The 23554-nt window shown below is 50.7% G+C and carries 20 protein-coding genes; 9 read left to right on the top strand and 11 right to left on the bottom strand.

Translation table 11 applies throughout. The features are described 5' to 3' along the window. Positions 1–15 precede the first annotated feature (15 nt). From hisH to hisD, 6 genes are all read right to left on the bottom strand, one after another. Positions 16–651: an imidazole glycerol phosphate synthase subunit HisH gene (hisH, locus tag N24_RS10940; RefSeq protein ID WP_096456902.1), complete on the bottom strand. Its 636-nt coding sequence runs from the start codon at positions 649–651 to the stop codon at positions 16–18. Positions 652–1166: 515 nt separating this feature from the next. After that, complete coding sequence (locus N24_RS10945) at positions 1167–2435, bottom strand: MFS transporter (protein ID WP_167382090.1); 1269 nt, start codon at positions 2433–2435, stop codon at positions 1167–1169. A gap of 49 nt (positions 2436–2484) precedes the next feature. Next, on the bottom strand, positions 2485–2712 hold the full coding sequence (locus N24_RS10950; RefSeq protein ID WP_096456906.1) for a hypothetical protein: 228 nt from the start codon (positions 2710–2712) through the stop codon (positions 2485–2487). A 2-nt stretch (positions 2713–2714) separates the two neighbouring features. Beyond that, positions 2715–3323 carry an imidazoleglycerol-phosphate dehydratase HisB gene (gene hisB, locus N24_RS10955; RefSeq protein WP_096456908.1) on the bottom strand — a complete coding sequence of 203 codons (609 nt, stop codon included), beginning with the start codon at positions 3321–3323 and terminating at the stop codon, positions 2715–2717. A gap of 17 nt (positions 3324–3340) precedes the next feature. Continuing rightward, positions 3341–4441, bottom strand: a complete 1101-nt coding sequence (locus tag N24_RS10960; protein WP_096456910.1) for a histidinol-phosphate transaminase — start codon at positions 4439–4441, stop codon at positions 3341–3343. Between the two features lie 6 nt (positions 4442–4447). After that, positions 4448–5776, bottom strand: a complete 1329-nt coding sequence (gene hisD, locus N24_RS10965; protein ID WP_096456912.1) for a histidinol dehydrogenase — start codon at positions 5774–5776, stop codon at positions 4448–4450. 258 nt (positions 5777–6034) lie between these two features. Between hisD and N24_RS10970 the strand changes: the two genes are divergently transcribed. Further along, positions 6035–7198: a YbjN domain-containing protein gene (locus tag N24_RS10970; protein ID WP_096456914.1), complete on the top strand. Its 1164-nt coding sequence runs from the start codon at positions 6035–6037 to the stop codon at positions 7196–7198. A 386-nt stretch (positions 7199–7584) separates the two neighbouring features. Here the strand turns inward: N24_RS10970 and N24_RS10975 are convergent, their stop codons facing one another. Both N24_RS10975 and N24_RS10980 read right to left on the bottom strand, forming a co-directional pair. Continuing rightward, the gene (locus N24_RS10975) at positions 7585–8187 is read right to left on the bottom strand and encodes a hypothetical protein (protein ID WP_096456916.1); all 603 of its coding nucleotides are present in this window, start codon (positions 8185–8187) and stop codon (positions 7585–7587) included. A gap of 68 nt (positions 8188–8255) precedes the next feature. Continuing rightward, positions 8256–8903 carry a hypothetical protein gene (locus tag N24_RS10980; RefSeq protein ID WP_096456918.1) on the bottom strand — a complete coding sequence of 216 codons (648 nt, stop codon included), beginning with the start codon at positions 8901–8903 and terminating at the stop codon, positions 8256–8258. A 117-nt stretch (positions 8904–9020) separates the two neighbouring features. Here N24_RS10980 and N24_RS10985 point away from each other — a divergent pair, with 117 nt between their 5' ends. From N24_RS10985 to N24_RS10995, 3 genes are all read left to right on the top strand, one after another. Beyond that, complete coding sequence (locus N24_RS10985) at positions 9021–9596, top strand: TetR family transcriptional regulator (protein ID WP_096456920.1); 576 nt, start codon at positions 9021–9023, stop codon at positions 9594–9596. A 6-nt stretch (positions 9597–9602) separates the two neighbouring features. Next, entirely contained in the window at positions 9603–12065 is a 2463-nt protein-coding gene (glgX, locus tag N24_RS10990) for a glycogen debranching protein GlgX (protein WP_096456922.1), read from the top strand. Between the two features lie 322 nt (positions 12066–12387). After that, a complete protein-coding gene (locus N24_RS10995; protein ID WP_096456924.1) occupies positions 12388–13215 on the top strand; it encodes a class I SAM-dependent methyltransferase in 828 nt (275 codons plus the stop codon). Here N24_RS10995 and N24_RS11000 read toward each other — a convergent pair. Both N24_RS11000 and N24_RS11005 read right to left on the bottom strand, forming a co-directional pair. Beyond that, entirely contained in the window at positions 13212–13988 is a 777-nt protein-coding gene (locus N24_RS11000; protein ID WP_096456926.1) for a TIM barrel protein, read from the bottom strand. The two genes, N24_RS10995 and N24_RS11000, sit on opposite strands and share 4 nt — an antisense overlap. A 2-nt stretch (positions 13989–13990) precedes the next feature. After that, a complete protein-coding gene (locus N24_RS11005) occupies positions 13991–15025 on the bottom strand; it encodes a Gfo/Idh/MocA family oxidoreductase (protein ID WP_096456928.1) in 1035 nt (344 codons plus the stop codon). Between the two features lie 123 nt (positions 15026–15148). On the opposite strand from N24_RS11005, the gene N24_RS11010 reads away from it, so the two are divergent. The 3 genes from N24_RS11010 to N24_RS11020 all read left to right on the top strand — a co-directional run bounded on the left by N24_RS11010 (position 15149) and on the right by N24_RS11020 (position 20621). Beyond that, positions 15149–16135 (top strand): LacI family DNA-binding transcriptional regulator, encoded by a 987-nt coding sequence (locus tag N24_RS11010; protein ID WP_096456930.1) that lies wholly within the window; start codon positions 15149–15151, stop codon positions 16133–16135. Positions 16136–16311: 176 nt separating this feature from the next. Next, on the top strand, positions 16312–18885 hold the full coding sequence (locus N24_RS11015; protein ID WP_197702396.1) for an ABC transporter ATP-binding protein/permease: 2574 nt from the start codon (positions 16312–16314) through the stop codon (positions 18883–18885). After that, on the top strand, positions 18882–20621 hold the full coding sequence (locus tag N24_RS11020; RefSeq protein ID WP_096456932.1) for an ABC transporter ATP-binding protein: 1740 nt from the start codon (positions 18882–18884) through the stop codon (positions 20619–20621). Before N24_RS11015 ends, N24_RS11020 begins: the two co-directional genes overlap by 4 nt. Before the next feature lie 72 nt (positions 20622–20693). Here the strand turns inward: N24_RS11020 and N24_RS11025 are convergent, their stop codons facing one another. Further along, complete coding sequence (locus N24_RS11025) at positions 20694–21155, bottom strand: winged helix-turn-helix transcriptional regulator (protein WP_408607595.1); 462 nt, start codon at positions 21153–21155, stop codon at positions 20694–20696. Between the two features lie 237 nt (positions 21156–21392). Between N24_RS11025 and N24_RS11030 the strand changes: the two genes are divergently transcribed. Both N24_RS11030 and N24_RS11035 read left to right on the top strand, forming a co-directional pair. Next, a complete protein-coding gene (locus tag N24_RS11030) occupies positions 21393–22802 on the top strand; it encodes an exonuclease domain-containing protein (RefSeq protein WP_167382091.1) in 1410 nt (469 codons plus the stop codon). Between the two features lie 94 nt (positions 22803–22896). Beyond that, positions 22897–23499, top strand: a complete 603-nt coding sequence (locus tag N24_RS11035; RefSeq protein WP_231910995.1) for a hypothetical protein — start codon at positions 22897–22899, stop codon at positions 23497–23499. Positions 23500–23554: the final 55 nt, after the last annotated feature.

The raw sequence follows: 23554 nt of genomic DNA on the forward strand, positions 1-23554 counted from the left end.
TATTGATCCTATCTGTTAGATGTAGTTGATCCAGTTTCGCAGTAGCTGTGCTCCTGCATCACCAGATTTTTCGGGGTGGAATTGGGTTGCCCACAACGCACCATTTTCCACAGCGGCCACGAAACGATCGTTTTCATGGGTTGCCCACACGACCTGTGGCGGAGTAGTGAGATCATCGGTTTCTAACGTCCACTTGCGCACGCCATATGAGTGCACAAAGTAGAAACGATCTTCAGGGGAAAGCCCCTCAAACATTGGTGAGTTGGTGGGCATTTCCAAGGTGTTCCACCCCATGTGCGGCAGGATGTCAGCCTGGAGGCGTTCAACTTTTCCTGACCACTCGCCACAACCAGCAGATTTAATGCCGTGCTCTTCGCCTTCTTCAAAAAGGATCTGCATACCGACGCAAATACCCATCACTGGACGACCACCCGCTAGGCGTTGACCAATGATGCGATGTCCATAAACGTTTTTTAGCCCCTTCATGCAGGCGTCGAAAGCTCCAACACCTGGAACCAGCAAGCCATCTGCGCTGGTGCAGATTTCTGGGTCTGAGGTCACGATAACTTCTGCACCAGCTCGCTCTAATGCGCGTTGAGCTGATCGTAAATTTCCGGATCCATAGTCGAGAAGGGCGACAGTTTTGGTCATGCGGATAGTTTAAGGCACGCGGTTTCCGAATCAAGCACCGCAGTCGAGTTTCTTTCTCCCAACTTTCACAATGTTGTGCCAGCTGGGATTTTTCAGCAAACGCCTTTTACAGGCCGTTTAAGCTCCGCAAAATTCCAGATGGGTATTTGTATCATCTGGGAGCTACAAAGTCCGTACACGCGAATCTGTGAGGTCACTTTTCTAGCGGCAATCTTTAAGTTTTGCACCCCATTTCACCGGGAGACCAAGCACACCTCTAGAAACTAGATTCTTGGTCAAATACGACGTTAACTCGGCCTACAAATTTGATCTAGAGACCAATAACCTTGGAATCAACTATGGATTTGGTCGTTTATGCCGGTTTTAAGGTTTTAAGGCGCTGTCCCCGAAACTTGGCCTCCCAATCAAGGCAATGTACATAAGACAACAAGATTTCCGAAATTTAAGCACCTTTTTGCCAATATCTTGTGGTCTTATGTACGCAGAGGCAGGCTTGGGATCCGTCGAAAAGCGTTTTAGCGGTCTTTGCGCCTGTTGCGCAGCCCTTGCACTGCACGCCGAGCTACTGGAACTTGGCGCAAACGTGCGCGGGTGTTGTTGTATTCGGTGATGCGGTGGTGCCCGATGATCCGATCGGCTGTGGTCAGAATAATTCCGAACAAAATCACCGCGGCTCCGGCACCAAAAGCACCACTGTAAGCAAGCGAGGCGGCGACGATGCCAAGGAGGAAACTTCCGATTCCTGTGCCCGAATCAAAAGCAATGTTCCAGATGGCGGACGCTTCGGAGACTTTAGAGCGAGGAAGGCGGAAGAACATTGACAGCAAAGCTTCGTTTTGCACCATGCCGAAACCGCCACCGAACATCACTGCGCCAATGATCAAAAGCCACACGGACCAGCCTTGGAAAATTGTTGCAGTGATTAATGCGACGCCTAAGAAACCAATGATCTGAGCAGGGATCATCGTGGTGCCAGGCATGCCGCGGCGGTCGGCGATCACGCCGGATAGGTAGCGGAACACCATTGAAGAACCACCGGTAATGGACAAAATGATTCCCGCTAGTGCTGCACCTAATCCTGGGTCTAGCTCGATAACCGCAGCTGGAAGGAATGAAGATACCGCACCGAATGTCATGGACAAGGTGGTGACAGCTAGTGAAGGAATAAGCACTAATTTCCAGGTGGAGACAGAACGCTCTTGCTCGGTCACCTTAGGTTGTTGCTTTGCTGCTGCCTTCACCTTTGGGATACGCAGGCACATCACGGCCGCAACCAGCGCGATAGCGGCACCTAAAATGTAGACCACGTTGTAGCCAAATTGATCGCCTAACGCCAGGCCGGTAGGTAGGAACAGCATCTGGGACAGGCCGATAAATACGCCTAGCATTCCAGAGGCTTTGCCTAAGAAACGCACGGGCACAAGTTCTGCCACAAGGGCGGATTCCGCAACTGTTAAAGCACCAAATCCAATGCCTCGAAGTGCAGAGACCAGCAGCACTGGGATTGGTTCAACGCTAAACACATAGCCGATTGCTGGCACACCGAGCATGAAGGCGGCAAAAGCCATCACTGGTGTGTAGCCAATTTTTCGAAGTGCAGCAGGTGTAAAAATTTGGGTCAAGACCGTGGCTGCCATGAAGATACCGGTGGTGGCACCTGCGACAGCGCTCGATCCCCCATTGTTTAACACTGCTAACGGCACCACAGGAAGCAGTAAAGACCAGCTGCCGAAAGCCGCAGCGACCGCCACCAGGACAGCCACAAACCCTGGGCTTTTCCACATGCTGGGAAGTTGCTCAATTTCAGCGCGTGTTAAAGCCCGTGTGTCCAAATTAGGTCATCTCTCCCAACATCCATAAAATTCCTGCAGCTGCTGCGGCCACTGCAATTAGGCCGGCAACAACCATGAGGATTTTGTTTTCTGATTTATATGCAGACCAGGCACCGCCGACACAAAGCCCGGCGATGAGGAACAGACCGTAGATAAACCATCGGTTTCCTGCGTCTGGTGCGTTCTGCACAGCCGCAGTGACCATATCAGACATGGGAGAAGAATTCATGATTAGAGTGCTCCCTTAGTGGATGGGATTCCTGTTTGACGAGGATCCATTTCCACCGCACCACGCAATGCGCGAGCAACAGCCTTGTACTCAGCCTCAGTGATGTGGTGAGGATCACGACCATAGTGGCAAATCACGTGCAGGGTAATTCGAGAATTCAAAGCCAACGTTTCAAAGAAATGCTCATTGATCACCGTGGCATAATGTCCACCGATTACTGAGGTGATCATGTGCTCTGGTTCGCCGGAGATAACAAAGTATGGGCGTCCAGAAATATCCACCACGGATTCCACCAACGCCTCATCCATGGGCAGCTGGCAGGATGCGAAACGGCGAATGCCTTTCTTGTCTCCTACTGCTTCAAGCAACGCCTGTCCCAGCACAATCGCGGTATCTTCTACCGTGTGGTGGGCATCAATTTCGATGTCACCTTTGGCGTGAACTTTCAGATCAAAGCTTCCGTGCACACCAAAAGCGGTCAGCATGTGATCGAAAAATGGCAGGCCAGTATCAATGTCAACCTTGCCGGAACCGTCCAGGTTTATTTCAACAGTGATGTCGGATTCACTAGTCGTGCGGGTTGCGCGCCCAATGCGTGGTGCAACAGTCATGAAAAATTTCTTCTCTCTTAAAATTTCAGGGTGACGATCTCAGCGGCTGCATCCAAAAACGCGTCGTTTTCTTCAGGCACACCAATGGTGGTGCGCAAGTGCCCCGCGATTCCCACATCACGAATCAGCACTCCCCTATCCAAGAATGCTTGCCATGCTGCATGTTGATCGGTGAAATCTCCAAAAAACACAAAGTTTGATTCACTTGGCACCACAGCATAGCCCAGTTCCTCAAGGCGTGCGGCCACGCGAATACGCTCCAAAGACAGCTTTTCGACGGTTCCCAGCGTGTCAGCCGAGTGACGCAGCGCGACGATTGCGGCTGCTTGGCTCAGCGCTGAAAGATGATACGGAAGGCGAACCAACATCACGGCATCAATAAACGCTGGGTTGGCCACGAAGTAGCCAAGGCGACCACCGGCAAAGTCAAAGGCCTTACTCATCGTCCGAGACACCACAAGCTTGGTTGGATACTTATCCAGCAAAGTGGTGGCTGAAGGTGATGGGGAAAATTCCGCGTAGGCTTCATCGACAATCACGATGCCTGGGGCAACCTCGATGAGGCGTTCAATATCGTCCAGTGAGGTCACATCACCGGTTGGATTATTGGGGGTGGTGACAAAGACGATGTCAGGTTGCTTGCCTTGAATCTCTTCAATGGCCAGATCAATATCGATGCGGAAATCAGCACCACGAGGCACGGAAATAAACTCAGTGTGCGTGCCCTTTGCCAAAATGGGGTGCATGGAATAGCTCGGCTGGAATCCCATGGCAGTACGCCCTGGACCACCGAAGGCTTGAAGGAGCTGCTGCAAGATTTCATTGGAGCCATTAGCTGCCCACAAGTTATCGCGGGTTACTGCAACACCGGTTTGCTTGGTGATGTACTCAGCCAACGCATCACGCAACTCAACGGCATCACGTTCTGGATAGCGATTTAACTCAGCGGCGATCTTATCCACCGTGGACACCAGATCAGTAATCAACGCTTCTGAGGGTGGATAAGGGTTTTCATTGGTGTTGAGCCGAATATCAACGTTTAGCTGTGGCGCACCATAGGCCTGTTCACCGCGTAGTTCTTCACGCAGTGGTAGATCGCTCAAAGTAATCTTTGTCATTGTGTTTTAAGCCTCGTCGGTGGTGGGGAGATTTTCAAAGCGAGCACGGATGGCTTCACCGTGCGCAGGAAGATCTTCAGCGTTAGCAAAATTAATTACTACTTCAGAGACATCTTTCAGCGCGGCCTCATCGTATTCAATAAGGTTGACTGGCCGCAGGAACGTGTGGGTGGATAATCCTGCAGAAAAACGAGCAGTTCCAGAAGTAGGCAGCACGTGGTTAGAACCTGCGGAATAATCACCAAGCGGTACCGGCGAGAAATCACCAACAAAGATGGCGCCAGCATTGGTGATTTGTTCAGCTACTGCTCGGGCATTTTCCGTGTGAATTTCTAGGTGCTCTGCCGCGTATTGATCGGCAACTTGAATACCCACGGAGATGTCGTCGACAAGCACAATGCCGCTTTGCGCACCGCGCAAGGCTTCCGCAACACGCTCAGCGTTGCGCGTAATGGAATACCGTGCCTCGATTTCGCGGTTGACATCTTGAGCTAGCTGCTCAGAATCGGTGATCAATACAGATGCCGCCATCACGTCATGTTCAGCCTGGCTAATCAGATCGTAGGCAATATTGACGGCATTCGCGGATCCATCTGCCAAGACCGCGATCTCTGTTGGGCCAGCTTCAGAATCAGTTCCGACCACTCCCCTGACCAGGCGTTTGGCAGCGGTGACAAAAATATTTCCAGGACCAGTGACCATATCCACAGGTTCCAAATCAGCTGCCTCATCACCGTAAGCAAGCAGCGCGACAGCTTGAGCGCCACCGACTGCCCACACCTCATCAACACCCAAAATGGAACAAGCAGCCAAAATGGTCGGGTGTGGCCAACCACCATGATCTGCCTGAGGAGGAGATGCCAAAACTAAGGTATTTACTCCTGCTTCCTGAGCTGGGACCACATTCATAATCACGCTTGATGGGTACACCGCGTTTCCGCCTGGGGCATACAGCCCAACGCGGTCAATTGGCATGAAACGCTCGGTTACAGTACCACCTGGAGAAAGTTGCGTGGTGTGCTCTTTCGGGCGCTGTTCAGAGTGCACCTTGCGGACCCGCACAATGGATTCTTCAATCGCCTCTCGGACCAAAGGATCCAAAGCCTTTTCTGCTTCAGCAATAACCTCAGCTGGCACCCGCACCGAAGCGGGGCGGATATGATCAAACTTCTCGCCATAGTCCAACGCAGCATCGGCACCGCGCTTTTGGACGTCTTCAACAACCGGCTGCACCATAGGCAGCACCGACCACACGTCAGTGCCTCCACGTGGCAGTGCACGTCGGATGTCGCTCTTGGATGGTGTGTGACCGCGCAGGTCAGTGACATTCAACATGGCGAAAAGATCTCCCTTAAAAGGTTGAATCGAAATATTTCGAGTAAACTACCCAAATCCGCGAGGCTTAAACCTTAAGTTGTTAAGCCCACACGATTACCTATTGTATTCCTCACGTAACAAGTTTCTGATTTGGGTACAGCAGAGCTCAATTGAATTAGACTTGAAACTTAAATTGACCTCTACAGATTTCACTGAATTTAACCAATTTTTGTGCTTGTAGGTTGCTTGTAGATAAGACTTGTAGATAAGAAAGGAATGGATTTCTCACCTGTGAACGATCGAAACGTCCCAGCACCCAACACCGCCATTCCGTTCCCCGTTGATCTGAATCGAGTCACGGAAACCATAGATGAGTTGGGCTACCATTTCCTAAGCTCTGACGATCGTGTCATCGTGCCATGGTCAGATCACCGCGTATCTATGTATTTCAGCCATGAGTCAGGTCAGATGCTCACGGTGCTTGGCCGATTACGCATGAGCCTAGATATGTTCGCTATTAATGACGCAGCACGAGCAGTGACACAGTGGAATGCTGAACGCATCGGACCTACTGCACTGCTCCACCTGGGCAATGACGGCGAAGTAGAACTGAAATTCCGCACCACCATCTGCATTGATGAAGGCTTAAGTGTCCAGCAACTCCGCCAATTTTTAACCCTTTCCTTAGATACCACAGCAATGGCTGTTACCTACATCTTGGAGCGTTTCTCTGAGCTATCCTTCAGTGGCGCAGGCAGCGATGAATTAAGCGATGAACAAGACCAATCTGATCTCGTTGAAAAAATCAGCGGGCTGTACGTTCCAACCCCGGTAGAAAGCCTGATTGAATCTCTAACCGACATAGAGTGGGAAGAAAGTGACATGTCAGACGAGGATTCAGAAGAAGATTACCTAGATGATGACACAGACATCGAATGGGAAACCGACGATGACTACTTTCAACCAGATCCCGAAGACGAATCCTTCGATGATTCCGACATTCCCCACGAAGTAACGCTCGACCGCATCCGCGAACAATTACACGATATCGGTGTGATGAAAACTAGTGGCGAGGACGATTTCATTGTTGCCTGGATTAATGAAATCTTCCTTGGGTTTTTCGTTGATAACGGCCCTACCCTCTTGGTCAAAGGTCATTGGGACCCCAACATGGATGCCACTAGAGATTTCATGAAACTATTCATGATGTGCAATCAGTGGAATGAAAATTCACTAACAACCAAAGCGTTTTGCCACACCGATGATCAGGGCTTGCAAGTAAGAGTTGAGTTCGCAGTCTCAGTCGCTGAGGGACTCAATGATGACCAACTACAACACAATATTGCTTTATCCATCCACCACATTTTGCAGGCAGTAGACTCAATCAGCAAAGAAGCCACCGGAAAATCTGTTGTGGAGTGGCCAGAAAAAGATAATTAACCAAACTCGGTATTTATTCTGTTTCAAAAGTGCTGCGGTAGAGATTTGTATGGGTGCGTCCACCGGCTGCGCTGGCATCGATCGAGCACATCCTAATGAACACAAAAGAGCACTAAATATTCGTTACTACAGCAGGCGATTTAAGGGGTTTAAGTTCCTGGAATGAGTCTTGGTGTGGCAGGGTGCTGTTTGGGCGCTTAAAAGCCATTCTAGGAAGGGTCAGTTTTGGGACTATTGGGATGGATGTGAAACTTGGAAGTTTCCTGATCAAATTTTCACCACAAGCGTGAGGTCCGACCATGCTACAAATTGAGCGTGAATGCACCACCAAAACCGCCACCAGACCAGAGCTTTACAAACCTAAACAACAGTTGTGCACGTCAGGATTAATCAGTCTCGAGTGCTTCTTCCGGCGTGACAAAAGCTGCGCACCAGTACATACACACAGCTAAAAATGGTGCCACGGCAAGTGCAATACCTGGCGAAATTGCAGGCGCTACCTGGAAGGACTCACCAACAGCGGTGGCATAATCCGAAGGTGATCCATGCAGCAAAGTAGATGAATAGCTGCCGAAAATAAGAAAGGCCACCGCCCCTGAAGCGGATACGATTCCCAACCAAATAAGCATCAAAGGCCCACGGCTCTGAGGCGACCGGAGGAATACCACCAACGCGATTGCCGCTGCCAGCACTCCCGTGGCAATGACAAACCACGCGTATCCGGTAAAAGAGGTATTACTTTCCACGGCAATGGATGCTGTTTCAGCATCTTCTACAAATGCTGTGTAAGTGGGTCGAAGGAGCCCCCATATGACTCCTGCGATTGCGTACACAGCCAAAGTGATTGCTAAAACACCTGCGTAAACCCCCACCGATTTGTTTATTTTCTTTCGAGGGGTGAGTTTTTGCGGTGTGGCAGACCCGTCATCTTCTGTGTATCCGTCATAAGGATTATGGTCGGAGGCGATGCCGGAGTCGGGGTATGTCATGGCAATAAAGGATACCTACGTTGGCTGTTACTTTTACAACCTGCAGGTAGAAACCTTACGGGTAAATTCTAGTCGCAGAACTTCCACTGGCCGCCTTCATTAAGGAAGCGCTGAGTTGCAGAGTCAGTGTTTCCACCTGCGGTAGCAACCACCCATGCGGATGCTTCCTGTCCGTTAACTACTACGTCACTGACGGAATCAACTGTTCCAGTGCCCTCGCCTCCCAAAGGAATGTCTGGGATGGTGTTGAGATCTAGCTGTGCTGAGTTGGCGCCACTTGCTTCCAATACACGGCTACACGTGTTGTTGATGGTGTATGCCAATGAGGAACGCAATGTGTTGGTGTCGGCGTATCCGCGAACCAGGGCCTCGATTGCGGCTGCTTCTTCTGGAGTTGCGGTCTGTCCGTTTTCTACAGGTGCTGCCTCGGCAAACGTCACTGGGTTTTCAGAAATTTCTTGAGCCAGTGCATCAAGCTGAGCTTGCTGTTCTTGATCAATGGTTGCAGTTTCAGAAGGTGCTGCTTCCTCTGACGTTGTTTCTACTGCTTCTTCTGTAGTGGTGGCGCTGGAGGAGGTAGCTGAACTTGTCGTTGTTGCTGCGGTCGTGGAGGCTGCTTCGGTATCGGAAGAATCGCTTCCACAGGCGCTCAATAAAAGTGGTGTAACCATGAGTGCTGCGAATGCAACCTTCTTGGAAGAAAAACGAATAGACAAAATTCTGCTCCTGATAAATCATCGACATACTCCGGAAAGTTTTAAAAATTCCGGGGGTTTCACGCAGATTACCCTAACAAAGTAATCTTCCTGCGAGCCAGACATCGGGCTGTCATTATGCTGGCAATTGTGCAGTTATCAAAAGAATCAATCATTGGTGCCGCGGTTTCCATTCTGAGTGAGTTCGGCCTGTCAGATATGACAATGCGCCGCGTCGCAAAGCAATTAAATGTCGCGCCCGGGGCACTATATTGGCATTTTAAAAACAAGCAGGAGCTTATCGACGCCACATCCCGGCACATATTGGCGCCTATTTTAGGGCGCGACGACGAGCAGCAAGCACGCATTTCCGCGCAAGAAAATTGCGCAGAAATGCGAGCGTTGATGATGAATATGAAAGACGGTGCTGAAGTAGTTAGTGCGGCGCTGAGTAGTCAACAACTGCGCACGGAACTAGAGGCAATAATTTCTCAGTCACTGGATGTTCCTGATGAGGTCGGTGCTTTCACGTTGCTGCATTTCGTGGTCGGTGCGGTGTTAACTGAACAAACACAGCTTCAAATGCACGAGCTCACCGCTGGCGCGGAAAGCGACACTGAGCAAAATTCCAGCGATGTGGACTTTGAAGAAAGATTTAATAAAGGTGTCGAGACCATTCTGGCGGGTCTTGAGGCGCTAAGGCATATAAGATGACGTTCCATGACATCATCAATTGAGCACACACACCAAGTTTGGCCTGGACATGCCTATCCTTTGGGTTCAACATATGACGGTGCTGGCACGAACTTTGCGATCTTCTCTGTTGTCGCCGACCGCGTTGAGCTGTGTTTATTAGATGCAGACAATAATGAAACCCGTATTCCACTCGAGGAACGCGATGCCCATATTTGGCATTGTTATCTCCCTGGCGTGCAACCTGGTCAGCGTTATGGCTTCCGTGTGCACGGCCCGTGGAATCCAGATGAGGGCAAGAGGTGTGATCCAAGCAAACTTCTTGTTGACCCCTATGCTCGTGCTTTCGATGGAGAATTTGATGGACATCCATCTTTGTTCTCGTATGACATCACCAACCCTGATGACCCCAACGGACGCAACACCGAAGACAGCCTTGATCACACAATGAAATCTGTTGTGGTGAATCCGTTCTTTGATTGGGGCAATGACCGTCCACCACGTATCCCGTACAACGAAACCGTCATCTATGAAGCCCATGTCAAAGGCATGACGATGACCCACCCGGATGTCCCAGAAGAACTCCGCGGCACCTATGCAGGTCTTGCTCACCCGGCGATCATTCAGTACTTAAGCGATTTGGGTGTGACAGCCATTGAACTCATGCCTGTGCACCAATTCCTCCAAGATGACCGTTTAAGAGAACTCGGTTTACGAAACTATTGGGGTTATAACTCTTTCGGTTTCTTTGCGCCATACAACGATTACGCTGCCAACAAGAACCCAGGTGGTGCGGTCGCTGAATTCAAGGGATTAGTGCGCAGCTACCATGAAGCTGGCCTCGAGGTGATCTTGGATGTGGTGTACAACCACACTGCCGAGGGCAACCATATGGGCCCCACTATTGCGTTTCGTGGCATTGACAATGAGGCCTACTACCGTTTGGTGGAAGGCGATCGTCGCCACTACATGGACTACACCGGTACAGGTAACTCCCTGAATGTTCGTGATCCACATTCACTACAGCTCATCATGGATTCCTTGCGGTACTGGGTTACCGAAATGCATGTCGATGGCTTCCGCTTCGATCTGGCATCTACCTTGGCTCGTGAATTTGATGATGTTGATCGCTTGGCAACATTTTTCGATTTGGTCCAACAAGATCCAGTGGTCTCCCAAGTTAAACTCATCGCCGAGCCATGGGATGTCGGTGAAGGTGGCTACCAGGTGGGTAATTTCCCTCCACTGTGGACAGAATGGAACGGTAAATACCGCGACACCGTCCGTGATTTTTGGCGCGGTGAGCCAGCAACCTTAGGTGAATTTGCCTCACGCCTTACCGGATCTTCCGACCTTTATGCCAACAACGGCAGGCGCCCGACTGCATCGATTAATTTTGTGACCGCTCATGATGGCTTCACTTTGAATGATTTAGTGAGCTACAACGAAAAGCACAATATGGACAACGGTGAAGAAGGCCGCGACGGCGAATCCCACAACCGATCATGGAACTGTGGCGTCGAAGGCCCAACCGATGACCCTGAAATTTTGCAGCTTCGAGCACAGCAACGCAGAAACTTCCTCACCACGTTGCTGCTCTCTCAAGGCACGCCGATGATTTCCCATGGCGATGAAATGGCTCGTACCCAAAACGGCAACAATAACGTGTACTGCCAAGACAACGAGTTGGCGTGGGTCAATTGGGAACAAGCAGAAGAAAATGCAGACCTCGTGAGCTTTACTCGACGACTTCTTCGCATTCGTGCCAACCACCCAGTATTTAGGCGTCGGCAGTTCCTCGCCGGCGGACCTCTGGGTAGTGATGTTCGCGATCGTGACATCGCCTGGCTAGTCCCCAACGGAACGTTGATGACTCAGGATGACTGGGATTTTGCTTTCGGTAAATCCCTACAGGTGTTCTTCAACGGCGATGCTATTGAAGAGCCAGACCAGCGAGGCCAAAAGATTCGCGATGACTCCTTCATTTTGATGTTCAACGCGCACTTTGAACCGATTTGCTTCACGCTTCCACCTGAGCACTTCGGTATGAAATGGAAGCTGCTTGTCGATACCACCGAAGCTGTCGGCTACCCACTCGAAGATCTCACCATCGAAGCTGGCGGCACGATCACCGTTCCGGCACGCTCCACCATGTTGTTGCGTCAGGTAGAAGCCCCTGACTACACCAAGCTCGATGAAAAAATCGCAGCGGAAAAGGCGGAACAAGAACTCGCAGCAGCGAAGGAAGCAGCAGACGCAGAAGAATCACTTCGCCAATCTGCTGAGCGCGTAGCTGCCGAAGAAACCGAGTTGGCACAACGACACGGTGCTGTAGAAGACACAGAAGATGTGGATACACAGGATCCGACGGACGATAGTGTTCCCGAGGAAGCTACTGAGGACACAGAAATTGACGAGCCTGCAGAGACTACCGAACCGACAGCATCGGCAGCCGAGGAAGATTCTTCGACAGAAGTAGAAGAGAAATAGTTTTACCTAACGGTGCCACAGAGGATTCTGTGGCACCGATTCCTTTTGGGAAGGAAGGGGTGCCTTTTCGCTAGGACAAGAATGTGCGAAATTTCATTAGATTTTACTTATGGTGAATCCTCACGTTTTTCGGCGTCTAAAGCGTTCCAATTCACCATGTTTGGCCGATTCCATCTAAAAAATGGTGGATCCGCACACTCTGCAACAACAGAGCAGGTCTAACGCCAATGGCTGGTAGCTCCCGACCCTCTTCTTAACCTTGAGGCAAATGTCACGCATTAAACACGGGTTTCGCCGTATTTAATGCGGTAAGGTTTACCTTATGACCACAAAACCTCTCATCCCAGAGTCAGATCAATCGGCAGACCACGCAGGTGGGCACTGGATTCTTGCCAGACTTGGAAAGAAAGTCCTTCGACCAGGTGGTCGAGAAACCACTGATTTCTTGCTCAAGAACCTCCCCCTAACAGGATCTACTGTCGTTGAATTCGCCCCAGGTCTTGGTGTCACCGCACGTGAGATTCTCAATGCCAGACCTAGTAGGTACATCGGAGTCGATAGTGACCCAGATGCGTGTGCAAATGTCCGTGCGATTTTGCCAGCTGGCCCTCACGAGGTCCGGAATAACAACGCCACCGATACCGAGCTCGAAGAAGAATCGGTTGACGTAGTTATCGGTGAAGCCATGCTGACCATGCAAACAGACAAACATAAGCTGGAAATCATGCGAGAAGCTGCGCGGATCCTCAAATCTGGCGGGCTATACGGCATTCACGAGTTGTCACTTACCCCGGATGGTATTTCCGACGAGGTCAAAGACGATATCCGCAAGGCATTGGCTCGCTCCATTAAAGTTAACGCTCGCCCCATCACTGATCCCGAATGGGCGGGATTGGCCCGGGAAGCAGGCTTCGAGGTCATCAACATCTACCAGGCAGATATGGCACTGCTTTCACTGAAGCGCAATCTTAAAGATGAGGGCTTAAGTGGTGTGGCAAAGATTTTAAGCAATGTGATCCGACAGCCAGACTTGCGCAAACGAGTACTGGGGATGCGCAAAACTTTTAGGGCACACAAAGAAAATTTGGGTGCGGTGGGAATCATCTTGCAGAAGAAATCCACGGATGCTGGCGTCGACAAGCAATCTTAGGCGCGAAATGCCTGCCTGAATGCGTCGAGCGCCGCTGCCGAGTCCCCGGAGGCGAAAGCCTCCATGCCCACAACTCCGTGGTACCCCATCGCCTCAAGGGCTTGCGCGATACCGTGATAGTTGATTTCGCCTGTTCCCGGTTCCATGCGGCCGGGAACATCGGCGACTTGGATTTCACCGATATAAGGCTGCGCGGCGCGGAGAAGTTCGATGAGGTTCCCTTCACCGATTTGGGCATGGTAGAGGTCGAGGTTGAGGCGAAGATTCGGGTGGTTTACCGCCCTAACCAGGGCTAAGGTGTCTGCCGCGTGAGCAAAAGGAGTACCTGGATGGTCGACCGCGAGATTGAGGTTTTCAAGCACAAACACCCGACCAACCTCCTGCCCTAGCTCAGCGATCTCCCGCAACGTATCAGCAGCGTAAAGCCACATATCAGGAGTAACCACTTCAACGGGGCGTACCGGAAGGCCAGTGGGGCCAAGTCCTGTCCCATGAAGATTCAGGCGTGGGCAATCTAGCTTTTCCGCAGCTTTTACAGACTCCCGGGCTGTAGCTAAAAGCTCCGCGCGACCATCAGGAGTAATCAAATCCCCTCGAAGATACCCGGTCATCGAGGAAAACTGTGCACCAGTTTTAGCTAGTACATCAAGATCTTTAGAGGACCAATCCCAAATTTCCACCAAGAAACCCTGACGGGAGATTTCTTTAACCCGATCTTCAAACGGTAAATCCTGGTAAATCATTTCTGCACAGGCAGCGAGCTGGAAAGTCATTTTTATACCTCAACATTTTCAGTAATGCTATCTAGCCGGATAGTGTCGCCGGTTTCTACGCTGCGGATCGCCGCGAGTGCGATATGGAGTGCGCGCCGTGCCGCATGACCTGGAACCTGGGATGGAGAGTTTGTGCGGATCGAATCAACAAACGCCTGAAATTCTGCACGGTAGGCATCAGCCAGCAAATCAGTATCAGCCCGTGAAGTATCAACCGCTACTCCCGAAGCACCATAGAAAGTCATGTTGGTCGCACGCACATCACCGGCTGTAACCATGCCTTTTGATCCAAATACTTCACCGCGCACGTCGTACCCATAGGCTGCACTGAAACTTGCTTCAGCCGTGCCGATCGCACCATTATCAAATCGAATGGTCACCACTGCTGTATCCAAAAATCCTGATTCTGCAGCTTCTGGAACCACAAGGCAATCTGCATGCGCAGTTACTTCCACTGGCTTCGCCCCCGGGTTTAAGAAACATAGGGCATCAAAATCGTGAATCAGTGTTTCCAAGAAGATCGTCCACTGAGGAACTTTGTAGGGATCTGCCAAAAATGGGCCGGGATCGCGGGTGAGCGAGCGAAGCAGCTGAGGGGTACCAAGGTCGCCTGCATCAATACGATCACGTGCGGCTGCAAATCCAGGGGCGAAACGTCGGTTAAATCCGACCTGCAACACGATGTCTGCGGCTTGTGCTGCTTCTATCGCCCGGTCAGCGTCTTCTAGGGTTACGGCCATTGGCTTTTCGACGAATACATGCTTGCCTGCCCCTGCCGCTTTGACCACAAGGTCTGCATGAGTACGAGCAGGGGTTGCGATTAACACCCCGTCAATATCTTCTCGGGACAGTACTTCCTCTGGTGTGGAATGCGCCGTTGCACCAAGTTCCTGTGCAAGAGTGTGGGCGTTTGGGGTTGGGTCAACGACTGCTACCAGCTCTGCCCCGATGACGTGATGGGATACCAAGCGTGCATGGTTGGAACCGATTCGCCCCGCGCCAATGAGGGCAAGTTTGATTGTGTGATTGTGGGTCATGGTGTGCCTTCCAGAATGGACTAGAACGTTCTACTATAACGTTCTAGTTGATCCTAGATACCTCCAGTTCTTTTCGTCAAGAGGTTTACTGTAAAGATGTAAGAAGAAAGAAAAGGGGTAGGCATGGCTTCAAAACGCCCAACCATGGCTGATGTAGCAAAAGCTTCTGGAGTTTCCACTGCTTTGGTGTCCATTGTGTTCCGCGGCGCTCCCGGCGCGAGCGAAGCAACGCGACTTTTAGTGAAGGAAAAAGCAGCCGAACTGGGGTATACCCCTGACCGCCGAGCCCAAAAACTTCGACAACACCACTCTGGTCTGATTGGTGTGGCATTTGAAATTGATCAAGCGTTCCATGGGGATATCGTCGAAAAGCTTTATCCGGCGGCTAAGGCGCACGGATTTGAACTTCAGCTCAGCGCCATCACGCCCACCCGCCCGGAAAAAGACGCGGTCGACGCGTTAATTAAAGAGCGCTGCGAAGCAGTAATTCTCCTTGGTTCTAGGATGTCGCCGCAAGAACTTGAGGTGTTTGCAAAGCAGCTTCCCGTTCAAGTCATCGCACGTGAATCAGGAACGCCTCAAGCAAGTTCGGTTCACGTCGATGATGCCGTTGGCGCGCAATTAGCACTTGATCATTTAATCGAGTTGGGGCACAAAAACATCATCTATATCGACGGTGGTGACGCTGCCGGAACGCAACTGCGATCAAAAGTTTTCAAAGACCATATTGATTCTTTTTCAGGAACCTGCCACATCATCGCTGGTGGAAGTAATGAAGCTGCAGGCGCACGCGCTATGTCAGACATACTCGATGCAGGAACAGACGCCACAGCGATTATCGCGTTTAATGACCGAGTCGCCCTAGGGGTTCTTGATGTCTTATGGCAACGTGGCGTCAAAGTTCCTGAAGAAATATCTGTTGTCGGTTACGACAACTCTCGCTTGGCCAGCCTGGAACACATTAGCCTGACAACGATCGCTCAAGATTCTGAAGCACTTGCCGAAAAGGCACTGGAGATTGCCCTAAAGCAGATCAAAGACCATGAGCAAAGCACTGAAGTTCTAGCACCCCAATTAATTAAACGAGGCACCACCGGACGGAAAAACTAAAACATCACAACAAAGCTTTTGACCAGTGGAAATGATTGCCCAGAACCACAAAAAATGTTAGTGTTGCCTTACCTTAATTAATGAGTATTTCTTTTACTCGCTGTTGTCTACCTGTCGTCTACCTCTAACGCCTGATCGAAAAGTGGTGCACGGCAGGTAGCTGGGAAGGACAACACATGGCAAAGCGTGGAATCAACGGTGCCATCATGCGTGCCTATGGTGCACAAGATCACGACGCAGAAGTCATTAGAACTCATCTCATCTCACCTGGATATCTCCGGGTGTATTTTCACTCTGACACGTTGTTGGAAGACGATATTGTCGCACCAGCTGCAGCTCTTCGGTTTTGGTTCCCAGATCCGCAGCGTGAAGATTTTGAGCACCAGCGTGGTTACACCATCGTCGAAGGAGATGCCACCACTGGAATCTTTGCTATTGACTTTGTTCTCCATGAGCCTTCAGGCCCTGCTTCTTCCTGGGCAAAAACCGCTCAGCCGGGGATGACTGTGAAGGTAACGCCTTTTGGTTCAACACGCTTTGATCTTCCCGATCACCTGCCAGCCGGATATTTACTCATTGGAGATTCAGCTTCAATCCCTGCTATCAATGGCATTTTAAAAACTGTTCCTCCAGAAATCCCCATTGAGCTTTATTTAGAAGAACACCTTGAAACAGATCAACTTATTCCATTAGTTGAGCATCCACGAGCACGTGTTCACTGGGTACCACGACAGGGTGAAGCATCTCTTGCTGCCTCTATTGAATCGCGTGACTGGTCTAATTGGTATGTGTGGGCCACCCCGGAATCCGGTTCCCTCAAGCAGCTTCGTGCGAGGCTTAAAGGAGAATTTGGGTTTCCGCGCAGTGAAACACATGCGCAAGCCTATTGGTATTACGGTCGTGCATTTGGCTCCAATCGCTCTAAAGCACAACCTGAAGTAGTGCCGGAAGATCGCACAACAATAAAGCCTGTTGCATCGGCTGCACCTGTAACCGAGGTATCACAGGGCACGTGGCGTTCCCAAGCGGGAACCCGCCTTATTGCACCGTTGAAATCCACGTTGATTATTGCTGGTGTTGCCCAAGTGCTCATCACATTGATCCAGCTTGTCCCTTACGTATTACTGGTCGAGCTTGCTCGTTTATTGCTCACCGGTGCTGAATCATCTGCTCTGTGGACAGTTGGTCAATGGGCTATCGGCGTGATGGTTGGTGGAGCAATTCTAGCGTCATTGCTGATATGGTGGCTGCACTCAATTGATGCCCGGTTTTCCAGAGATCTTCGCCAGCGTTTGCTAAAAAAGATGTCTAGACTGCCGTTGGGTTGGTTCAATTCCCATGGTTCCGGACGCGTGAAACAGTTAGTCCAAGATGACACGTTATCGCTGCATTTTCTGGTCACCCATGCAGTCCCCGATGCTGTTGCTGCTGCGACCGCACCGATTGCGGTCTTAATCTATCTTTTTGTTGTTGACTGGCGTATCGCGTTAGTGCTGTTTGTGCCTGTGTTGGCCTACATTTTTGGCATGGCCGTGATGATTGCTCAGTCTGGATCAAAAACCTCACAGGCCATGAAATGGTCTGAGCAGATGAACGTGGAAGCAGGTGCTTATATTGAAGGTCAACCAGTAATTCGTATCTTTGGTGGTGCTGCCGCTTCTACGTTCCGGACCAAACTGGGTCAATACATTGAGTTTTTGCGTTCGTGGCAGCAGCCAATGATTGGGCAAAAGACATTCATTGATCTTGTGACAAGGCCCGGAACCTTCCTTTTCCTCATCAGCTTGATGGGCACTGTGCTAATTACTACTGGTGCGATGTCCCCCATTGATATCCTTCCTTTCCTCTTCCTGGGAACCACATTTGGGGCACGACTTTTAGGTGTGGGCTATGGCCTCAGCGGGTTACGCGCCGGTTTGCTTGCCGCGCGCAATATCCAAAACACCTTGGATGAGACAGAATTAGATACCCCACCTGCCACCAACGAGGACACACAACAATCCACCGCACAAGGCCTTGTGGAATTTAAGGAAGTGAATTTCTCCTACCGCTACGGCATTCCCGTGCTGGAAAATATCAATCTCACGCTGCGCCCAGGTAGCGTGACAGCACTTGTCGGAGCATCTGGTTCTGGTAAATCAACCCTTGCTGCACTACTTGCTCGTTTTTACGATGTGGATTCTGGAGCAATCCTCATCAACGGCAAAGATATCCGCACGATGAGCCCCGATGAGCTTTATACCCATGTCGGATTTGTGTTCCAACAAACCCAACTCATCCAAGGAACAGTGCGTGACAATATTGCCCTCGCCGATCCGGATGCCTCCTTTGAGCGCATTGAGCACGCTGCCCGCGCTGCCCAGATTCATGAACGCATCATGCGCATGCCCAAAGGATACGACACCGACATCAACGCTGACGCTGCTCTTTCTGGTGGCGAAAAACAACGACTCACCATTGCACGAGCACTGCTAGCAAACACACCCATTCTCGTCCTTGATGAGGCCACAGCGTTTGCTGATCCAGAATCCGAGTACCTCGTCCAACAAGCACTCAACAAACTCATTGCTGGTCGCACGGTTGTTGTCATTGCACACCGCCTGCACACGATTACTAGCGTCGATAATATTGTGGTCCTTGACCAGGGAAAAATCGCTGAATCTGGAACTCACGGGGAACTTCTTCAAGCCGATGGACGCTATCGCCAACTGTGGAACGCCAATCAAGACCACAGGGAGCATCACTCATGATCCGCGCCATCCTTGCTTTATTACCTGAAGGCAGCAACACTCGCCTTTCCTGGCACCTTGTTTTAACTGCCCTAAGTGTGCTGTGCAGAGCACTAAGCGCTGTGCTCCTTGTGCCACTAGTGTCCGCTCTTTTTAGCACCGAACCCCAACAAGCGTGGCTGTGGCTTGGGGCTATCACAACAGTGACGGTCTTAGGGTGGATTGTGGATTGGGCTGCTGCGCGCCACGCCTATCAAATAGGTTTTGGCATTTTAGATAATGGTCAGCGCAGCCTGGCAGACACAATCACCATCATCCAGCTGAACTGGTTTGATGCTAAAAATACCTCCACTACCCGTCAAGCGATTGCCGCAACTGGGCCTGATTTAGTTGGCGTGATTGTCTATTTTGTTACTCCCTTAATCAGCGCGATCCTCTTGCCTCTCATCATCGCTGTGGCACTTGTTCCTTTTGCTTGGCAGCTCGGAGCCGCAGCGTTAATTGGCATTCTTGCATTGCTCGGGACTTTTTGGTTGTCTCAACAGCTCACCCGTCAGGCGGTCCGCGCCGCGATGAACACCAACAATCAATTGACTGAACGGGTTTTAGAGTTTGCACGCACTCAACAAGCTTTGAGGGCAGCGCGCCGAGTAGAGCTGGAAAGCAGCCTTGCAGGTCAAGCTCTTGGCAAGGCACATTCTTCGACGATGAAGAATTTGACCATGCAGGTTCCTGGCCAAATTCTTTTTAGTCTAGTCAGCCAACTCACGTTGGTGGTTTTGGCTGGTTTGACGGTCTACCTCACATTGACACATCAGTTGACTGTGCCCGTAGCCATTGCCCTGCTTGTTGTTGCGGTTCGCTACCTTGAATCGTTTACCGTTTTTGCCGAGCTCTCCCCTGGTGTGGAAGCAGTAACGACAACCTTGCGCAATATCCGTGAAGTACTTGAGGCACCCCGTGATCCGGAGGGGGACGGCACAACTGATGTCGCCAAAGCACCAAGCATTGAGCTTCGGGATGTTAGTTTTAACTATGGTTCTGATGCATCCGGCCAGGTACTTGAGCATTTTAACCTGCAGATTCAGCCAGGAAGCACCACCGCGATTGTCGGACCTTCAGGTTCGGGTAAATCAACCGTGCTATCGCTAATCGCAGGTCTACAACAGCCAAGTTCCGGTGATGTTCTTGTCAACGGACAAACACTGCACACGTTATCTTCCGATGCGCGCCGCAACCTTGTCAGCGTAGTGTTCCAAGAGCCTTACCTATTTGATGGCAGTCTGAAAAGCAATGTGTTAATTGGTCAGCCAGACGCCACAGACCTCCAAGTGAACGAGGCTAGCCAGCTAGCGCGGGTTGATCGCATTATCCATCGCCTACCGGATGGCTGGGATAGCCGCGCTGGTGAAGGTGGTGTTAGCTTGTCTGGTGGCGAGCGTCAACGCCTGTCCATTGCCCGCGCATTGATTAAACCCGCCCCCATTTTGCTTGTCGACGAAGCCACAAGCGCGCTTGATCCCGAAAACGAAGCAGCAGTGGCAGCAGCGTTAAGTGATGATCCCATCCCTCGCACTCGCGTCATGGTGGCACATCGTTTAAGCAGCATCAGCGCGGCGGATCGGGTTATTTTCCTCGACAAGGGAAAGATTATCGAAGACGGCTCAATCCCAGACCTTTTAGCACAGCAGGGCAGGTTCGCTGATTTTTGGACGCAACACCACTCCGCCGAGCAATGGCAGCTGGGCGCGCGCTAAGAGTAGCGCGCACAGCTTTTTGCTTTTCGACGCCTTCCCTCACCCTGCGATCAGGAAAGTTTTTAAATAATGTTATGCCGAGCGGTACGCCTCGACTTGCTCAATGTTTTCTACCGCCCAGAAATACATGGCACGGCATGGTTCAATGACTGAAGCACCAAGATCAGTGAGCTGATAATCAACACGCGGTGGGACAACTGCGTGGGAGGTGCGGGTGACTAGGCCATCCTCCACCAAAACTCCAAGGCGTTGGGTCAGCATTTTCGGTGTAATACCTTGAACCTGGTCTTTGATCTCTCCGTTGCGCTGGGGACCGTTTTCCAAGCTGAGCAGGATGAGCACAGCCCACTTGTCACTGATGGTGTCAAGCAGGTTACGGCTAGGGCAGTTCTTCTTAAACGGTGTTACTGAATCAAGCTGGGGTGACTTCCGCTTTGCATCACGAATATTTGTGACGGTGGCTTCCCTATTGCTACCAGCCATATCAATCTGTGCAACGTTGGTTGCATTGGCTGATTCAAACTCTGCGTTCATTGAAAAAGCTCTTTCATCCTAAATAATTGAAGCGGTCCGATTGTTGTATTCCCCACCATGGTGATGGAGCAACCGAAGTTCTTAATTTAAGTTCCTGATACTTAATGCGTCGTTATTTTAAGTCCCGGCGTTACAGGTGGATTTCTTCAAAGTCCCGCAAAGTCCCGGTGCGCTTAAGCGATGTCCACCCCACCTAGTAGGGTGGAGTCCATTGATTCAGATCGAAAGGACTTACCTGTGATCGCGGCACACGGCGCATCCCTTACTGTGGATGATTCCTCCCTTATTATCACCTATTCACCACTTCTAGCTGCTCTTTCGCAGTCTGGCACGCAGATGGAAACTGTAGATATTTCTGCTGTTTCCGGTGTATCTGTACAAGATCCCACGGCATACACCCAAGGGAGCTTAACCCTAGAGGGTGTGGGCAAGTCCATTTCTTTCTCCCCGAATAGTGCCAAGGATTTGGCAGCATTAGTAGATGATATTAATGCCATTTTGAAAGGTGAAAAACCCAAAAATATTGGGGCTAATACCTCTGATAGCTCTGATGCTCCAGCAGCCACTGCTGTTGCGGGCTTGGATTTTGTTGGCTTTGATGTCGAAACAGCTAACGATGACTGGGGGTCAATCTGCCAGATTGGTTTAGTGAAATACAAAGATGGTTTAGAAGAAACTTCAGTGTCGTGGCTGTGTAGCCCTCCAGAGAGTCTGAATTTCTTCAATGAGATCAACATTGGTATCCACGGTATCACTCCGGAGATGGTGGCTGATCAGCCACGTTTTGCTGATTTGGTGCCACAGATGGTGGATTTCGTTGGTGATCTTCCGTTGGTGGCTCATAATGCGCAATTTGATTTCACAGCGCTTTCCCGTGCGTGTGCTGCCTCAGGGATTGATGTGCCTGAGATGATCTATGGTTGTTCACTTACCTTGGCTCGGAATGAAAAGCTGCAGGTGGAAAACCACAAGCTACCAACTGTGGCAAGCCATTTGGGGTTTGAGCTGAAAAACCACCATGATGCCACTGAGGATGCCAGGGCATGTGCGGCCATTGCTATTGCTCTGGCTAGGCGCCATAGCTTTGAAGGCAGCTTTGTTGATTTCGTTCATAGCCGTGGGTTCACCATGGGGACTGTGGATAACGCTCGGGTGTATCCGGTTCTTAAAGACCGTTCAGGGGCAAATGTGGCGTTGCAGCGTCGCAATTTTGGTCTGGATGCCGGCAAGAAACCAGAGGTGGAACAACCGGCAGTGGATCACGCGTGGGAATCTCCCAAAGCTGAACCAAAGAAGCAATCTGGACGTCGTGCTCCTTGGGACAAGGTGGCTACACCAGATGTGATTCCTGATCCCAACCCAGATGCGGATCCATCGAGCCTTCTTTATGGTCACAACGTCACGCTCACTGGTGATTTCGAGCCTTATGAAAAAGGTGCGTTATGGCAAAGGATTGCGGATCAAGGCGCAACAATTGGCAAGAATGTGACAAAGAAGACCACCATTTTGGTCGCTGGTCCGTGGGCAACTATCACGAGCAAACAAAAACGTGCCGAAGAGCTGAAAGAAAAAGGCCAGGATATTCAGATCTGGGATGAAAAACAGCTGTTCACGGCTCTTGGGTTAGATGAACAACCCCCGTTTTAGAAAAATTTTGGTGCAAATGGGAACCAAACAGTAGTTTTTCCAGTCCAACCCTTTTAAGAGCCTAAAAAATCTTAAAAAGGGGGAAGACATGAATATGTCCATTAGACCGACAAAGATTCAGCCACGCCTACACAATCAACGCTGGGTGCACTCATCACGACTTAGTACTGATGGTTTCTGTGACACCCCAGCGGTGCTGAATCTTTCCCACGATCTGTGCATGGGTTTGCACAGTGGACGAGCCACTTTAAGCTATCGCGCATTAGCCGAGATTGGTCTATCCACCAGGCAGGCGTGGGATCAGGCCGCACGCAATTTGATTAAGTGTGCAACAACGCCAGAAGGTATTCGTTTTGACTTGCGCGATGCCGGGGTGACAACCAATATCTCTTCTCCAGGTCTACAAGTTCGTGTTCCTGGTGCACCGATTACGGCATGGTTGGCTCATCCTCAAACTTTTACTTTATTAAACAGCCATTTGGAACTACGCCTAGGTTCCAATCCTTTGTATATCGCACCTTCTACAAATACATTGATCGCCATTCCTTCAGGCCACCCGGTACTACCGGATATTCAGCGGTGGGCGCGAAGCTTGCTGGAAGAAAGTGGTGTGGAGGGGATCGTCGACAAGCTGCTTGTCTATAGGCACGGCTTCCCTGCCCTGTTCGCGCCAGCTCGTGTGGCACTTGCTGCTTAATGCTTTTCCCACGCCACTTCGGCGTGAACACTATGATCAAGGGCGTACCATACGA

It is taken from the genome of Corynebacterium suranareeae (assembly GCF_002355155.1).
Taxonomy (GTDB): Bacteria; Actinomycetota; Actinomycetes; order Mycobacteriales; family Mycobacteriaceae; genus Corynebacterium; species Corynebacterium suranareeae.

Excerpts from the sequence above, each read along its gene's own strand:
- N24_RS11000 (WP_096456926.1), bottom strand. The coding sequence starts at position 13,988 with ATGACTTTCCAGCTCGCTGCCTGTGCAGAAATGATTTACCAGGATTTA.
- N24_RS10995 (WP_096456924.1), top strand. The coding sequence starts at position 12,388 with ATGACCACAAAACCTCTCATCCCAGAGTCAGATCAATCGGCAGACCAC.
- N24_RS11005 (WP_096456928.1), bottom strand. The coding sequence starts at position 15,025 with ATGACCCACAATCACACAATCAAACTTGCCCTCATTGGCGCGGGGCGA.
- hisB (WP_096456908.1), bottom strand. The coding sequence starts at position 3,323 with ATGACTGTTGCACCACGCATTGGGCGCGCAACCCGCACGACTAGTGAA.
- hisH (WP_096456902.1), bottom strand. The coding sequence starts at position 651 with ATGACCAAAACTGTCGCCCTTCTCGACTATGGATCCGGAAATTTACGA.
- N24_RS11010 (WP_096456930.1), top strand. The coding sequence starts at position 15,149 with ATGGCTTCAAAACGCCCAACCATGGCTGATGTAGCAAAAGCTTCTGGA.
- N24_RS11020 (WP_096456932.1), top strand. The coding sequence starts at position 18,882 with ATGATCCGCGCCATCCTTGCTTTATTACCTGAAGGCAGCAACACTCGC.
- N24_RS10970 (WP_096456914.1), top strand. The coding sequence starts at position 6,035 with ATGGATTTCTCACCTGTGAACGATCGAAACGTCCCAGCACCCAACACC.
- N24_RS10950 (WP_096456906.1), bottom strand. The coding sequence starts at position 2,712 with ATGAATTCTTCTCCCATGTCTGATATGGTCACTGCGGCTGTGCAGAAC.
- N24_RS10985 (WP_096456920.1), top strand. The coding sequence starts at position 9,021 with ATGCTGGCAATTGTGCAGTTATCAAAAGAATCAATCATTGGTGCCGCG.
- N24_RS10975 (WP_096456916.1), bottom strand. The coding sequence starts at position 8,187 with ATGACATACCCCGACTCCGGCATCGCCTCCGACCATAATCCTTATGAC.
- N24_RS10960 (WP_096456910.1), bottom strand. The coding sequence starts at position 4,441 with ATGACAAAGATTACTTTGAGCGATCTACCACTGCGTGAAGAACTACGC.
- glgX (WP_096456922.1), top strand. The coding sequence starts at position 9,603 with ATGACATCATCAATTGAGCACACACACCAAGTTTGGCCTGGACATGCC.
- N24_RS11035 (WP_231910995.1), top strand. The coding sequence starts at position 22,897 with ATGTCCATTAGACCGACAAAGATTCAGCCACGCCTACACAATCAACGC.
- hisD (WP_096456912.1), bottom strand. The coding sequence starts at position 5,776 with ATGTTGAATGTCACTGACCTGCGCGGTCACACACCATCCAAGAGCGAC.
- N24_RS10945 (WP_167382090.1), bottom strand. The coding sequence starts at position 2,435 with ATGTGGAAAAGCCCAGGGTTTGTGGCTGTCCTGGTGGCGGTCGCTGCG.
- N24_RS11015 (WP_197702396.1), top strand. The coding sequence starts at position 16,312 with ATGGCAAAGCGTGGAATCAACGGTGCCATCATGCGTGCCTATGGTGCA.
- N24_RS11025 (WP_408607595.1), bottom strand. The coding sequence starts at position 21,155 with ATGAACGCAGAGTTTGAATCAGCCAATGCAACCAACGTTGCACAGATT.